Source organism: Mesorhizobium sp. A556 (assembly GCF_054489545.1).
The window spans coordinates 340,008-355,521 of record NZ_JBTMXA010000004.1; the positions used below are offsets into that span (position 1 = coordinate 340,008).

The 15,514-nt window shown below is 63.1% G+C and carries 11 protein-coding genes; 8 read left to right on the forward strand and 3 right to left on the reverse strand.

From position 1 onward, the window contains the following. Nucleotides 1–11: 11 nt before the first annotated feature. Nucleotides 12–1,937 (reverse strand): bifunctional 5-dehydro-2-deoxygluconokinase/5-dehydro-2-deoxyphosphogluconate aldolase, encoded by a 1,926-nt coding sequence (locus ACX3P0_RS12000; RefSeq protein ID WP_459088703.1) that lies wholly within the window; start codon nt 1,935–1,937, stop codon nt 12–14. 106 nt (nt 1,938–2,043) lie between these two features. Continuing rightward, nucleotides 2,044–2,838 carry a MurR/RpiR family transcriptional regulator gene (locus ACX3P0_RS12005; RefSeq protein ID WP_459088705.1) on the reverse strand — a complete coding sequence of 265 codons (795 nt, stop codon included), beginning with the start codon at nt 2,836–2,838 and terminating at the stop codon, nt 2,044–2,046. A 201-nt stretch (nt 2,839–3,039) separates the two neighbouring features. On the opposite strand from ACX3P0_RS12005, the gene ACX3P0_RS12010 reads away from it, so the two are divergent. The 4 genes from ACX3P0_RS12010 to ACX3P0_RS12025 all read left to right on the forward strand — a co-directional run bounded on the left by ACX3P0_RS12010 (nt 3,040) and on the right by ACX3P0_RS12025 (nt 9,331). After that, entirely contained in the window at nt 3,040–4,161 is a 1,122-nt protein-coding gene (locus ACX3P0_RS12010; protein ID WP_459088707.1) for a Gfo/Idh/MocA family protein, read from the forward strand. A gap of 173 nt (nt 4,162–4,334) precedes the next feature. Continuing rightward, the gene (locus tag ACX3P0_RS12015; protein WP_459077631.1) at nt 4,335–4,937 is read left to right on the forward strand and encodes a TetR family transcriptional regulator; all 603 of its coding nucleotides are present in this window, start codon (nt 4,335–4,337) and stop codon (nt 4,935–4,937) included. A 50-nt stretch (nt 4,938–4,987) separates the two neighbouring features. After that, nucleotides 4,988–6,151: an efflux RND transporter periplasmic adaptor subunit gene (locus ACX3P0_RS12020; RefSeq protein WP_459088709.1), complete on the forward strand. Its 1,164-nt coding sequence runs from the start codon at nt 4,988–4,990 to the stop codon at nt 6,149–6,151. A gap of 36 nt (nt 6,152–6,187) precedes the next feature. After that, nucleotides 6,188–9,331, forward strand: coding sequence for an efflux RND transporter permease subunit (locus tag ACX3P0_RS12025; protein WP_459088711.1), 3,144 nt, complete (start codon nt 6,188–6,190; stop codon nt 9,329–9,331). Nucleotides 9,332–9,388: 57 nt separating this feature from the next. Here ACX3P0_RS12025 and ACX3P0_RS12030 read toward each other — a convergent pair whose 3' ends face one another. Further along, on the reverse strand, nt 9,389–10,951 hold the full coding sequence (locus ACX3P0_RS12030; RefSeq protein WP_459088713.1) for a trimethylamine methyltransferase family protein: 1,563 nt from the start codon (nt 10,949–10,951) through the stop codon (nt 9,389–9,391). Between the two features lie 149 nt (nt 10,952–11,100). Here ACX3P0_RS12030 and ACX3P0_RS12035 point away from each other — a divergent pair, with 149 nt between their 5' ends. From ACX3P0_RS12035 to proX, 4 genes are all read left to right on the forward strand, one after another. After that, nucleotides 11,101–12,027, forward strand: coding sequence for a LysR substrate-binding domain-containing protein (locus ACX3P0_RS12035; RefSeq protein ID WP_459088715.1), 927 nt, complete (start codon nt 11,101–11,103; stop codon nt 12,025–12,027). A 275-nt stretch (nt 12,028–12,302) separates the two neighbouring features. Further along, entirely contained in the window at nt 12,303–13,340 is a 1,038-nt protein-coding gene (locus ACX3P0_RS12040) for a quaternary amine ABC transporter ATP-binding protein (RefSeq protein WP_459088717.1), read from the forward strand. A gap of 2 nt (nt 13,341–13,342) precedes the next feature. Next, a complete protein-coding gene (locus tag ACX3P0_RS12045) occupies nt 13,343–14,296 on the forward strand; it encodes an ABC transporter permease (protein WP_459088719.1) in 954 nt (317 codons plus the stop codon). Nucleotides 14,297–14,345: 49 nt separating this feature from the next. Further along, entirely contained in the window at nt 14,346–15,380 is a 1,035-nt protein-coding gene (gene proX / locus ACX3P0_RS12050; RefSeq protein WP_459088721.1) for a glycine betaine/L-proline ABC transporter substrate-binding protein ProX, read from the forward strand. Nucleotides 15,381–15,514 lie beyond the last annotated feature (134 nt).

The following is a 15,514-nucleotide window of genomic DNA, read 5'->3' on the forward strand; positions in this document are numbered from 1 at the left end:
CCTCCGCTCTCTTATGCCGCCTTGCGCCCGCGCGCGGCAAGCCACGCTTCGGTGAGTTTCCTGAATCGTCCCGCCATGTCGGCAACGGCCTCGTCGTCCGACATTTTCCCGGCCAGCCATCGCTCTGCGGCGTGGATGAAGATGGTGCGCCCGACCGCAAAGCCCTTGACGATGGGGGCATCGGCGGTAGCAGCGAACGCCGCCTCCAGTTCGACTTGTGAAGCCTCCAGCCCGAGCAGCACGACGCCGCGGCACCACGGATCGTTGCCGTTCACAACCGCCTCGATCGCCTGCCACGCGGCGGCTGATGCCTGCGGCTCCAGCTTCCACCAGTCGGGCTTGATGCCCAGCGCATACAGTTCCTGTAACGCCCGCGCGATGGTGTCTTGCGCAACCGCGCCATTCTTGGAGGCGATGATCTCGACCAGCAACTCGCGGCCTATCTTGCGCGAGGCCTCGAACAGCGTGCGCAGCTTCTGCTGCTGCTCGGCCTTCAGTTCCGCCGGGTCATCCGGGTGATAGAAGCACAGGCACTTGATGCAATGCCCAACTGGCCAATCGACGAGTTGCGAGCCGATGTCCTGGCTGAACTCGAAGCGAAGCGGGCGCGACCCCGGCAGTTCGACCGGCCGGCCGAGCCATGCAAAGGGATGCCGGGCATATTCGAACATCGCCTCGCGCCCGTATTTCTCGTCGATCAGCATGCCGTAGCCGTCACGGCCGGCAGCGACCTTGGCCGCTGCTTTCACCGCCAGCACCTTGAATTCGTTGATGCGGGAAAAGTCCGCACCGGCCTTTTCGGCCACGGCCTCCAACTGACTGCGATGGTCGCAGGCCAGCGCCATCAGCGATGGGATTTCGGCCCGCCTAGTCGTCGCCCAATGGATGTGGTTGATTGCTTCGTCCTTGCGCAGCGCGTGCTGCGTGCTGCCATTCTCGAGGAAGAACTGCAGTTCCTCGAAGGTCGGGTATTCGGGCGCGCACAACAGGCGCGAAACGGCGAAAGCGCCGCAGGCGTTGGCCCAGGTCGCCGCGACCTCCAGGCTTTCGCCGCCCAGCCAGCCGCGCAGCAGGCCGGACATGAAGGCATCGCCGGCGCCCAGCACGTTATAGACCTCTATTGCGAAGCCCTTGCCGACAATCCCGTGTTCGAGGTCGTCGGGTATAGGGCCGTCGTAAACGATGCAGCCCATGGCGCCGCGCTTGAGCACGATGGTGGCCGCCGACAGCGCCCGGATCGTCTTCAGCGCCGAAAGCAAATCGCCTTCGCCCGATGCGATCAGCACCTCCTCCTCGGTGCCGACGATGAGATCGCAATCCGGCAGGACCGACTGCATCGCCGCCGAAACCCTGTCGGACTTGACGTAGCGGCCAAAGCCCTCGGCGTGGCCGGCAAGCCCCCACAGATTGGGCCGGTAGTCGATGTCGAAGACAACCTTGCCGCCCTTGGCCTTCATGACCGCAATGGCCTTGCGCTGGGCGGCAGCACTGTTGTCGCGCGAGAAATGCGTGCCGGTGACGACGACGGCGCGGGCGGTCGCGACGAAGTTCTCGTCGACATCTTCCGGCGCGAGCGCCATATCGGCGCAATCCGTGCGATAGAAGATCATCGGCGAGACGCCCTCGTCTTCCACCGACAGCAGGACCAGCGCCGTCAGCCGCTCCGGATCGGTCTTCAGCGCCGCGACCGATACGCCCTCGCGTACGAGCTGCTCGCGGATAAACCGGCCCATCTGCTCGTCGCCGACGCGCGTGAGCAAGGCCGAGCGCAATCCCAGCCGCGCGGTGCCGACGGCGATATTGGCCGGGCACCCGCCAACCGACTTGGCAAAGGAAGCGATGTCCTCCAGCCGCGAACCGATCTGCTGGCCGTAAAGATCGACGGAGGCTCGGCCGATGGTGATTACGTCCAGCAGGCAGGAATGATCGGCAGACATGGCGTTCTCCATTTCGCCCCATGTCGACGCCGCCGCGTCAAAGGGTACTCACAGAAACAGATATGAAATCCAAATTCCATAAATAGTCAATATGGAATAAAAATTCTTATCCTTTGTCCGTGACTTGCGATGCGCGGGCTTCGGCGACCCGGACGGCCAGCGTCGCTGCCAGCGCCATGCTGGCGGCCAGCGTGCGAAACCCGGCATAATCGGCCTCGACGACTTCGAAGCAGGTCTTGGAGAACTCGGTCAGCGGAGAAAAGGCGCTATCGGTTATGCTGATGACCGGGACCGATCGCTGGGAGAGCCCGCTCGCATGGCTGATCGTCTCCGAGGCATAGGGGGAAAAGCTTATCGCTATGGCGGCATCCCTTGGCGAAGCGAACGACACGGTTTCGACGTCCAGTCCGGAAGACGAGTCGATGAGGCAGTTCTTGACCCGCAGCTTGCCGAAAATATACGCGAGATAGCTGGCGATGGGGAAAGAGCGCCGCTTGGCCACGATGTAGATCGTTTCCGCCGCCTGAAGAGTGGCGACCGCGGCTTCAAACTTCGGGCGATCGAACGTGTCGGCCAGGCTGTTCACGGATCGCACCGAGGCCGCCATGAAGCCGTCCAGCACGTTGGTGCTTTCCGTATCGACCCCCCCGACCCGCAGCGATTGCAGGCGGTCCTCGTAGGATGCATTCCGATCCAGAAGCCGCCCGCGAAAGACGACCTGCATGCTGGTAAAGCCGTCATAGCCGAAGTGCTGGGCGAAACGGATGAGGGTTGAAGGCTGGACGCCAGCCGCCGTGGCGATGCTTGCCGCCGTTCCAAAAGCGATCTCGTCGGGGTTGTCGAGAGAATAGGCGGCAATCTGCGCTATTCTCTTCGGGAGGGACTTTCGACCATCGAGCATGACCTGTCTCAATGTGGCGAAATCCGTTGGGGCTGAGTGTTGCGGGGGCCGGGCAGTCGCTTTCAACGGGCTTTCCTTATTGTGGCACCATTATTCCAGCAAGCTCTAGCACGGAATAAATGGTATGGATATTCTCCGCGCTCCTACTGCGATAACGGGAGTCGCAAGCAGGCAGGTGGGCTCGAAGCGAAGGAATGGACAATGAGTGGCAATGGGGTTGGTGTTGGGTGGATTGGCACCGGGTTCATGGGCAAGTGCCATGCACTGGCGTGGAACGCCGTCAGCACCGTCTTTCCAGAAACGCCCAGGCCCAGGCTCGTTCACCTTGGCGAAGTCAGTGAGGATCTTGCCAGGCGCCGGGCAACCGAATTCGGCTTCGCCAAGGGCTCCGGCGATTGGCGCGCCGTCGTCAATGATCCCGATGTCGATGTCGTTTCGTTGACCACGCCGAACCAGTTTCATCCCGAAATGGCCATCGCGGCCCTAGAAGCCGGCAAGCATCTGTGGTGCGAGAAGCCGATGGCGCCGAGCTTTGCCGAGGCGGAGATGATGGCGCTTGCGGCGCAAAAATCAGGCAAGGCCGCCATGCTCGGCTATAATTACATTCAAGGCCCCATGATCCGCCATATCGGCCGGCTGCTCGACGAGAAGGCGATCGGCGACGTCAATCATCTGCGCGTCGAGATGGACGAGGATTTCATGGCCGATCCGGAGGCCCTGTTTTTCTGGAAGCATGAAAAGACGTCCGGCTACGGTGCGCTCGACGATTTCGCGGTCCACCCGCTGTCCCTCATCCAGGTTCTCTTCGGGCGCGTTGCCCGCGTGATGTGCGACATGGCAAAACCCTATGCCACCCGCAAGACGGCTGAAGGCGGGCAGCGTGCGGTCGAGACATGGGACATCGCCACCATCCTGATGCATCTGGAGAACGGCGTTTCCGGCACGCTTCAGGTCAACCGCTCGGCCTGGGGCCGCAAGGGCCGCATCGCCATCCAGATCTTTGGCTCGAAGGGTTCGATCCTGTTCGACCAGGAGCGCGCCAACGAACTCCAGCTCTATGTCACCTCCGACCGGGCGACCGAACAGGGCTACCGGACCATCCTGGCCGGCCCCCAGCATCAGCCTTACGGCGCATTCGTTCCGGCACCCGGCCATGGCCTGGGGTTCAACGACCTGAAAATCATCGAATGTCAGGAAGTGCTCAACAGGCTGGCCGGCAAACCGGCGCGCGTCATCGGCTTCGACAAGGGGCTGGAGATCGAGCGCACCGTGCACGCCATGGCGCGCTCGTTCGAGGAAAGCCGGTGGGTCGCGGTGCGGTAATACTCCGCCTGCCGGCCGCTTGGCGAACTTCATCGAAGGGCGTGCCCGGCCGGCCATAATTGTCAGGAGAGATGGTGTAAGCGGCTTTTAGATTTCATCTTGAGCTTGACGAATGGCCCTGTACGAATTACGTGTGACGAAAGTTGAAATTCGTCACACGTAACAGAATGGCCATGAACGAGACGACCGAAGAACTGGACTCCTCGCGGCAAGACAATGTCGAGCGCATTCTGGAATGCGCCGAGCGGCTGTTTAGGCACTACGGCTACGGCAAGACCACCGTTTCCGACATTGCCCGCGACCTCGGCATGTCGCCGGCCAACGTCTATCGTTTCTTCGCCTCGAAGGAACAGATCCACCAGGCCATCTGCGGGCGCATGCTCGCGGCAAGCCTGCATATGGCCATCGGCATTTCAAAACTGCCGCTCCCCGCTTCCGAACGCCTGCGCCGCTGCATCCTCGATCATCACCGCCTAACGATGGAAACGATGCTCGACGAGCAGAAAGTCCATGAAATGGTCATCGTGGCCATCGAGCGCGACTGGCATGTGATCGAGAAACATGTCGACCGCCTGCACCAGATCTATGCCGGCCTTATCCGCGAAGGGATCGAGACCGGAGAGTTTCGCCAGCAGGACCCCGAAAGCGCCGCCCGATGCTTCGGTGCCTCGACGGTTACACTTTGCCACCCGCAGATGGTGGCGCAATGCCTTGCGAAGGAAAATCGCGCGGCACCGGAAGAACTGGTCGATTTCGCGATCAGGGCATTGAAGTAGGCGCGGCTTAGGCCCGTCATCCGATCAGAAACATTTCAGGAGCGCGAACGATGCTTTCGTTCAAGACCTTCGATGGCTTTGCACGCCTTTTTGCCAGTCTGGGAATGCTTGGCATCGTGGCTGTGTCCGTTTCGGCCTGCACCGAGGCCAAGACCGAACCCGCAGCCATCATCCGGCCGGTCAAGGTCGTGGAGATCGCCAAGGCGGACGGCACCAGGGAACTCGACTATTCCGGCGCGGTAAAGGCCCGCACCGAGATGAACCTCGGCTTTCGCGTTGCCGGCAAGATCGTCGAGCGGCGCGTCGATATCGGCGACAGGGTGAACCCCGGCGATGTTCTTGCCCGCATCGATCCCACCGACTACGCGCTGGCGGTCCAGACCGCCGAGGCCAATCTCGCGGCCGCCGACAAGCAGGTCGAAACCAGCGGCCTTGTCCAGAAGCGCGCGCAACAGCTTTTTGACAAGAAAATTTCCTCGCAGGCCGAGCTTGACCAGGCGACGCTTGGCTACCGGCAGGCTGTTGCGACACGGGATGCGGCGGCTTCCGCGCTTCAGCAGGCCCGGAACCAGGTCGGCTATACCGAACTGAAGACCGACCGGAGCGGGATCGTGACGGGGCTGAGCGCCGACAGCGGCCAGGTCGTCGGCATCGGCGCACCGGTGGTGACGGTCGCGGTTGACGGTGAGAAGGAAATCCAGATCGCCGTGCCGGAAACCGACATTTCGCATTTCAGGCCGGGCCAGGCCGTCAGGGTCGGCTTCTGGACAGACGACAAGTTGCTTCTAGTTGGCAAGGTGCGCGAAGTCGCCGGCAGCGCCGACCCGCAATCGCGCACGTTTTCCGTCCGCGTCAGCCTGCCGGACGACCCGCGCGTTCTTCTCGGCATGACCGCGACAGTCGAAGCCACGATCGCTACGGTGCATCGCCAGGCGGCGGTCCCGCTGGAAGCGTTGTCTCAGAAGAATGGCAAGCCGATCGTCTGGGTGGTGAATCAGGACACCTCGACCGTTCATGCGCGCCCCGTCGCGGTCGCCGATTTCGCGCCGGACGGCGTGCGGGTCACGCAAGGCCTGCAACCGGGCGATCTCGTGGTCGCCGCCGGCACGCAGTTCATGACGGAAGATCTGAAGGTAAAGCTTCCGGATGACAGGCGGGCGTCGGCCGATGACGGGGGCGATGCTTCCGCCGCGATCACCGGCGCCATTCGCTGAACCTATCCTGCGGCCAACCAAGAAGAAGAGGCGGCCATGACGACCTCCGCTGACAAGAACCCTTTCAACCTTTCGCGCTGGGCGATCGGCCATCCCAGTATTGCCCGCTTCCTGGTAGGGCTGATCATCGTCGCCGGTGTGCTCGGCCTGATGCGCATGGGGCAGCGCGAGGACCCCGAATTCACCTTCCGCGTCATGGTCGTGCAGGCTGTCTGGCCCGGCGCATCCTTGCAGGACATGGAAGACCAGGTCGTCAACAAGATCGAGCGCAAGCTTCAGGAAACGCCGCACCTCGATTTCGTGAAGTCGTATTCGCGGCCCGGCAGCGCCACCATCATGGTGCAGATCAAGGGCGACACCGACGCGGCGGAGGTGGCGGATGCCTTCTACCAGGTGCGCAAAAAGGTCGGCGACATCGAAGGCGACCTGCCACAGGGCCTGCTCGGCCCCTTTTTCAACGACGAGTTCGGCGATACCTTCGTCACGCTGCATTCGATCAGCGGCGACGGTTTCACCTATCCGGAACTCAAGGCGTTCGCCATCCAGGCGCGCGACATGCTTTTGACGACGCCGGGCGTCGAAAAGGCCGTCATCATCGGCGATCAGCCGCAAGTCATCTACATCGACGTCTCCTCCAAGGCGCTCGCCGAACGTGGGTTGACGCTTCCCGACCTGCAAAACGCCATCAACGGCCAGAATACCGTCGATCCGGCGGGCGTGGTCGATACTGGCACGCGCTCGGTGCGCATTTCCGTCGAGGGCGACGTGAAGCGGGCGGAAGACATAAGGGAATTGCGCCTGCGCACCGGCAACCAGGTCACCCGGCTCGGCGACATCGCCACGGTGACCTCCGGCCTTCAGGACCCGGTCCAGCGCAAATACCGCTTCGACGGCCACGACAGCGTGCAGATTGGTGTGGTGATGGCGAACGGCTTCAAGGTCACCGACGTGGGCGCCGCCATCGAGGAAACCTACAAGCGTTTCGAGGCTTCGCTGCCCTATGGCGTCTCGGTCGACCAGATCGCCAACCAGCCGCATGTGGTGGCGGACGCCATCGGCGAGTTCATGCGGGCGCTCGGCGAGGCGCTGGTCATCGTGCTGATGGTGTCGTTCCTGTCGATCGGCTGGCGGTCGGGGCTGGTCATCGCCATTGCCATCCCGTTGGTGCTCTCCGCCACTTTCGCCATCATGTACGAGCTTGGCATAGACCTGCAGCGCATTTCGCTCGGCGCCCTCATCATCGCGCTCGGCCTTCTGGTCGACGACGCGATGATCGTCGTGGAACTGATGGAGCGCAAGCTGGAGGAAGGGCTGGAAAAGCTCGATGCGGCGGGCTTTGCCTATAGTTCGACCGCCTTCCCGATGCTGACCGGCACGCTGATCACCGTCGCCGGCTTCATCCCGGTCGGCTTTGCTGCGTCTGCTGCCGGCGAATATGTCCGCTCGCTGTTCTACGTCGTGGGTATCGCTCTGATCGTCTCCTGGTTCGTGGCGGTCTATTTCACACCGTGGTTCGGCTATATGATCCTGAAGCAGCGCCGGCATGCGGGGCAGCATCACGATGTGTTCGACACGCGCTTCTATCGCCGCCTCAGGGCGAGCATCGGCTGGGCCGTGCGCCACCGGCTGATCGTGCTCACCCTGACGGTGGCGACCTTCGCCGCCAGCTTGTGGTCGTTCCAGTTCATCCCGCAGAACTTCTTCCCGCAGTCCGAGCGGCCCGAGATCCTCGTCGATCTATGGCTGCCCGAAGGCACCTCGATCAAGGAGGTCGAGGTGCAGGCCAAGGCGCTCGAAGCCAAGATGATGGACGACCCCGACAAGAAGTTCATCGCCACCTATATCGGCGAGGGCGCGCCGCGCTTCTTCCTGCCGCTCGACCAGCAACTCGCCAATCCGAACTTCGCCCAGCTTCTGGTGATGGCCAATGACGAACCGGCGCGGGAACGCCTGATCGTCAAGCTGCGGTCGGTGCTTGCGCAGGACTTTCCGTCCATCCGCGCCAAGGTCGACCGCCTGTTCCTCGGCCCGCCGACCGGCTGGCCGGTGCAGATGCGGGTGATGGGTCCGGACCGGCAGGAGGTGCGCAGGATCGCCGACGAGGTCAAGGCGCGGTTTTCGGCCGAGCCGCTGCTGAGTGCGGTGCATGACGACTGGCTGGAGCCGGTGCCGGCCATGAAACTGGTGATCAACCAGGATCGCGCCCGTGCGCTCGGCGTCACCTCGCAGCGCGTGCGCCAGATGCTGCAGACCGCCATGTCCGGCGCGCCGCTCGGCACGTTCCGCGACGGCGAGGAAACCGTTTCGATCGTTGCCCGTGAGCCGGCCGCGAGCCGTTCGCTGCTATCGGCCGTCGCATCGGTCTATGTGCCCACGGATTTCGGCGGCTTCGTGCCGGTCTCGCAGATCGCCAAGGTCGTGCCCGTCATGCAGCAAGGCATCGAATGGCGGCGCGACCGGCTGCCGACCATTTCCGTGCGCGCGACCTTGCCGGACGGGGTGCAGGCCAACGACGTCGTCACCAAGCTTTTCGACGGCATGAAGGATCTGCGCGCAAACCTGCCGGCCGGCTACAAGGTCGAGGTTCAGGGCGGCGCGGAGGATTCAGCCGAAAGCCAGGCTTCCATAGCCGCCAAGGCGCCGATCATGCTCGTCGTCATCGTCCTGCTTCTGATGGTGCAGCTTCAGCATTTCGGCAAGGCGATGCTGGTGCTGGCGACCGGCCCGCTGGGCATCATCGGCGCTGCCGCCGCGCTGTTGATCAGCGGCGCGCCGTTCGGCTTCGTCGCCATCCTCGGCGTCATCGCGCTGCTCGGCATCATCATGCGCAATTCGATCATTCTCGTCGACCAGATCGACCAGAACATCGCGGCCGGCATGGTGCGGACCGAGGCGATCATCGGGGCCGCCGTCAGCCGCTTCCGGCCGATCACGCTGACGGCGCTGACGGCGGTTCTGGCGCTGTATCCGATCTCGCGCGGCGTGTTCTGGGGGCCGCTCGCCTATGCCATGATGGGCGGCATTCTCGTGGCGACCGTCCTGACCATTCTGGTCCTGCCCGCCGGATACGCGCTCTTCTTCGGCCGCGAGCCGAAGAAGAGGATCGCCGCTGCGTCCAACCAGAATATGCAAAGCCCCGTCAACACCATCGATGACGGGCCAGCTTTGGCCGCTGAATAGCCTACGCTCGCTAGGCGGGCGCAGGCATGCCGTTAGATGTGGCGGAACGGCAAGGTCTCAATACCAGGCGTCCGCAGCGGCCGCTTTGCGGCGTGCCATGAAATCCTGCAGCGCTTCGTCGATGCCTTCGTCGAGCGGCGGCGCTTCATAATCCGCCAGGGTCGCCTTCCAGCGCTTGTTGGCGCGAATGGCGGCATCTTGCGAGCCGTTTGCCTCCCACTTCTCGTAATTTTCGTTGTCGGCGATTTCCGAATCCCAGAAGGCCGTCTCGTAATTCGCCAGCGTGTGCTGCGAACCGAAGAAGTGGCTGCCGGGTCCGACCTCGCGGAAGGCGTCGAGTGCAAGCTGGTTGTCGTCCACCTTGACGCCGTCGAGATAGGTGTGCAGCGCGCCGCAGAAATCAGCGTCCATGACGAACTTCTCATAGGACATCGACAACAGCCCGTCGAGGAAACCGGCCGAATGCAGGATGAAATTCGCCCCGCAATGCACGGCGGCCAGCATCGACATGGTGCCTTCGTTCATCGCATGCGCGTCCGGCAGTTTCGATGTGGTGAAATTGCCGGAGCAGCGCAGCGGCAGGTTCAGCCGGCGCGCCAACTGCCCGATCACCATCGAGCCGATCGCCGGTTCCGGCGTGCCGAAGGTCGGCGAACCGGAGCGCAGCGACATCGAGGATAAAAAATTGCCGAAGATTACCGGCGCGCCCGGCCGCTCGAGCTGCGTCAGCGCGCAGCCGGCCATGGTTTCGGCCAGCGACTGCGCGATGGCGCCGGCATTGGTCACCGGTCCCATGGCACCGCCCAGGATGAAGGGCACGATCACCGCCGCCTGGTTGGAGCGGGCATAGGCGCGCAATGCCGTGGTCATGGTGGCGTCCCAGACCAGCGGCGAGTTGACGTTGACGTTGCCGAGGATAACGCAGTTCTCGTCCGTGAATTTCTCGCCGAAGACGAGGCGCGCCATATCGATGGAATCTTCCGCCCGCTGCTCGGAAGTGACCGAGCCCATGAACCCGCGATCGGAATATTTGATGTGGCTGTAGACCATGTCGAGGTGGCGCTTGTTGACCGGCACGTCGACCGGCTCGCAGATGGTGCCGCCGGAATGGTGCAGCCAGGGCGACGACTGCGCCAGTTTCACGAAATTGCGGAAGTCCTCGATGGTGCCGTAACGGCGGCCCTTGTCGATATCCATGACGAAGGGCGAGCCATAGGCCGGTGAGAACACCACGCTCTTGCCGCCGATCTCGACGGAACTGGACGGGTTGCGTGCGTGCTGGGTGAATTGGGCCGGAGCCGTCTTGAGTATATCACGCAGCATGCCGGGCTCGAATTTTACCAGGACGCCGTCAATCTTGGCGCCGGCGCGCTTCCAGTGGTCGAGCGCAACGGGATCGTCGCGAAACTCGATGCCGATTTCGGCCAGGATGCGGTCGGCCGTGTCTTCGATACGGACAAGGTTCTCCTCCGACATGATGTCGTAGGTTGGAATGCCGCGCACGATATAGGGCCGGTGCAGCCCTGCCGTTGGATGCGAGCGCTGCTCACGCCGGGCGCTGCGTCCCCCGCGCTCGCGGCGATGCTCGCGCGGGCTTTCCATCTCGGCAGCTACAGTCATCGCAAAAACCTTTCCTCGACAGGGCTTCAGTACGCAGTGCAGTCGCGCTTTGGCGCGGCCGCGACGCAAAAAGCCACTGTGCATGAGCATCCGTTATGCGATAACCGAGTCAAGGTCACTTTTTCGCATGTTACGCATAAGGCAGGCTCATGTCTGGATTCCGCCGCCGGCTCCCGTCCATGACTTCGCTGGTGGTCTTCGAGGCCGCCGCGCGACATGCAAGCTTCACCAAGGGCGCGGCCGAGCTTGGCATTACGCAAGCCGCCGTCAGCCGTCAGGTGCAGGCGCTTGAAGAGGATCTGGGCTTTCCGTTGTTTCGCCGCCTGCACCGCTCGATCGAACTGACCGAGCGCGGCCGCGCCTTGTCGAAGTCGATGTCCGAAGCGTTGGGCATCATTGCGCGCACGGTGCAGGCCATCGCCAGCGACAAGAAGTCGGGCGAGTTGACCATCGCCGCCTCCGTCGCCTTCACCCATTTCTGGCTGCTGCCCAAGATTTCCGACTTCCGCCGCACCAATCCCGACGTCAAGCTCAGGATCGTGACGCAGGACGGCAACTTCAACCTGCTGCGGGAAGACATCGACGTGGCCATCCGCTATGGCGACGGCAAATGGCAGGACGGCAAGGTGATCGCCCTGTTCAACGACGATGTGTTTCCCGTATGCAGCCCGGAATACCTGGCGAAGCACGGCTCGCCGGACTGCGTGGCCGACCTCGCCAGCCATAGTCTCATCGTCAGCGATTCGCAGGACGCGACCTGGACCGGCTGGGAGCAATGGTTGCGCGCTTTCGGCTATGACGGCGAAGCGCGCAACGTCACCTTGAGCTGCAATTTCTATACGGACGCCATTCATGCTGCCATGCGGGGCGAGGGTATCGCGCTCGGCTGGAACCGGCTGGTGCACGACCTCGTCGACCGCAACCAGCTCGTGCGCGTTTCAGCTGAATCGCTGCGCACGCGCGAGGCTTATTTCGTCGTGCTGAAGCAGGATCATGCGGCGAAACCCCCGGTCGAGGCCTTTCTGCGCTGGATCCGGTCCGAAACCGTAGAGCCGACGCCGGTTGGTGTGGGCTAGAATCCGGCCCGTTTGCATTACCGTAGATCATGGGTCACATTCGCGACCGTGCACTTTACAAACAGGCTTCAAGCTTGAAATCATGCCATGCGACGGCGGTCATGCCTGTGGAGGGGCACCGTCGCGCGGGGGAGGAGTTGCCATGACAGGCACATTCGGAATATTCGGCCCTTGCCCGCCGGCTTGGCCCGCGCGCTGTTCGTGGCCTTTTTTTGATGAATGATGCGTCCGAAAATAGCGTCGCGGGAACTGCCGTCCAGCCCCGCCGAATCGAAGTGCGTGGTCTCAGCAAGGCGTTCGGCGCGAACCCCGCCGAGGCGCTGAGGCTGGCGCGTGACGGCGCCTCGAAAGCCCAGATACTGGAGCAGACCGGCGCGGTGCTAGCCATCAACGATGTCTCCTTCTCGGTCGATGCTGGCGAGATTTTCGTGGTGATGGGGCTTTCCGGCTCGGGCAAGTCCACGCTGGTGCGCTGCCTGAACCGCTTGCAGCAGCCCACTTCGGGCGAGATCGCGATCAATGGCGAGGACATCCTTACCGCTTCGGAGGAAAGGCTGCGCGCGATCCGCCTGGAAAAGATTACCATGGTCTTCCAGCATTTTGCGCTGTTGCCGCACCGCACGGTGGCCGAAAACGTCGAATACGGCCTCAAGATGCGCGGCATGGCCAAGCCCGAGCGCCGCGCCAAGGCAGTGAAGACACTGGACAGCGTCGGCCTCGGCAATTGGGCCGACCGCTACCCCGCCGATCTTTCCGGCGGAATGCAGCAGCGTGTCGGCCTTGCCCGCGCCTTGGCGCTCGATCCCGAGATCCTTCTCATGGACGAGCCCTTCAGCGCGCTCGATCCGCTGATCCGCCGCGACATGCAGGGTGAATTGATCGAACTTCAGCGCCGCTATCGCACCACCATCATCTTCATCACCCACGATCTGAACGAGGCGCTGACGCTTGGCCATCATGTGGCGGTGATGAAAGACGGCCGTTTCGCGCAGGTCGGCCGGCCGGCCGACATCGTGCTGAATCCCGCCGACGATTATGTAGCCGCCTTCACGCGCGACATAGACCGTGGCCGCGTGCTTCCGGTGCGCTCGGCGATCCGGCAGCAGACCGAGGCAGGCGCGCTCGACGCCATGCTCGCCAACGGGGCCGCAAAAATCGACGGCAGCCGGCGGCTGCACGAAGTGTTCGCGCTCGTCGGCGCTTCCGGGCCGATCGTCGTGATGGGTGGGGAAGGCAAGCCGGAAGGCGTGGTGTCGGCTGCGGACGTGGCCGCCGCGCTGGCCGGCACGCCAGCCGAGCAAGGGAGCAGATGAAGATGGCGTCGGATGTAGTGACCCGCCTGCAGGCGGTTGCAGACCTTGCCCAGCCTTCGCATTACGGGAACCTGCCGCTCGACACCTGGATCCAGACGCTGGTTCGCGGTTGGCTGGTGCCGACGTTCAGGCCGATGTTTCGGGCCATGCAATGGCCGATCTCGCAGATACTGGACGGGTTGCAGGCGCTGCTTCTGGCCGTGCCGTTCATTGTTCTCGTGGTGCTGGCCGTGTTCGCCGCGTGGCGATGGGCAGGCCGCGGCGTGGCTATCTTTACGCTGGTTTCGCTGGTGCTGCTCGACTGGATCGGCCTCTGGCAGGAAACGATGATTACATTTGCCATGGTTGTCACGGCCGTCGTGTTCTGCATCATCATCGGCATTCCGCTCGGCATTGCCGCAGCCCGCAGCGACCGGACGGCAGCGGTTATCCGTCCCGTGCTCGATGTGATGCAGACGATCCCATCGTTCGTCTATCTGGTGCCGATCGTCATGCTGTTCGGCATCGGTATGGTGCCGGCGGTGATCGCCACCATCATCTTTGCGTTGCCGCCGCTGGTGCGCCTGACCAATCTCGGCATCCGCCAGGTGCAGGAAGAACTGGTGGAAGCCGGCCGCGCCTTCGGTTCCACCCCGCGCCAGATCCTGTGGGAAATTCAGTTTCCGCTGGCGATGCGCACCATCATGACGGGCGTCAACCAGACGCTGATGCTGGCGCTGTCGATGACGGTGATCGGCGCATTGATCGGCGCCGGCGGTCTTGGCCTCACGGTCTATACCGGCCTCGGTCGGCTCGACGTCGGCTATGCAAGCATCGGCGGTCTCGGCATCGTGCTGATGGCGATCATCCTCGACCGGGTGACGCAGGCGCTGGGCGATGCCGATGCTACGGCAAAGCGGCAAAAACCCGCTCGGCGCAAGCGCGGCGCGGCGGCAGGGAGCCTCTCAGGGGCATGAGTTCGGCAAAGGCTGCGCGCGGCGCAGCAAGAAGGAGGAGAACCTGAAAATGACTATGGGAAGATTTCTGACAGGCGCTGGTTTCGTACTGGCATCGATTGTGCTGGGCGCGGCCCCCATCCAGGCGCAGTCTCTGCCCGGAGAGGGAAAGACCGTGAAAATGGGCCAGCCGACCTGGGATACCGAATGGTTCCAGGCGCAAATCTACAAGAAGGCGGTAGAGGCGCTGGGCTACAAGGTCGAAGGACCGACAGCACTTGATAATCCGCCCTTCTACCAGGCGGTCGCACAGGGCGACATGGACTTCTGGGCCAGTGGCTGGTTTCCGCTGCACAACACCTATCTCGAGGACCTCAAGGGCAAGGCCAGCACGGTGGGCTACGTCGCCAGGGGCGGCGCGTTGCAGGGCTATTTGATCGACAAGAAGACCGCCGACGCCCACAACATCAAGTATCTGGAGGACTTCAAGAAGCCCGAGATTGCCAAGTTGTTCGACGACAATGGCGACGGCAAGGCGGATCTGGTCGCGTGCCCGCCCGGCTGGGGCTGCGAACTGACGATCACTTACCAGATGAAGGCGTACGGGCTGGGCGACACCGTCCAGCCGATCCAGGCGGCTTATTCGGCCTCGATGGCCGATGCGATCAGCCGCTATGAGGAGGGCAAGCCGATCTTCTTCTACACCTGGACGCCGAACTGGACCGTCGGCCTGCTGAAGCCCGGCCAGGACGTGGTGTGGCTCCAGGTCAAGAAGCCGGACCTGCCCGCCGACCAGAAGGACATGGAAGCGCACACCTCGATCCCGGGCGTGACGGGCTGCGCCGACGATCCTTGTGAAATGGGCTGGCCGGCCAATGACATCCAGGTCGTGGCCAACGACAAGTTCCTTGAGGAGAACCCGGCGGCCAAGAAGCTGTTCGAGGAAATGAGCATCCCGCTGGAGGACATCTTCGCCCAGAATGCGCAGATGTATAAGGGCGAGAGCAAGCCCGCCGACCTCGATCGCCAGGCCGACGAATGGATCAAGGCACATCAGGAAAAGTTCGACGGCTGGATCGACGCCGCCAAGGCCGCCGCGAAGTAGCCGCGCCCCCGCCGAACGATGCATACTTCCGGAACCGCCGTGCGGTTTCGGAAGCCGGATCAGAACCGCCGGGGAATTTGGCCTCGGCGGTTCTGATTTTCCCGTCGACCGTCCACCCTTCGACCATTCATCGA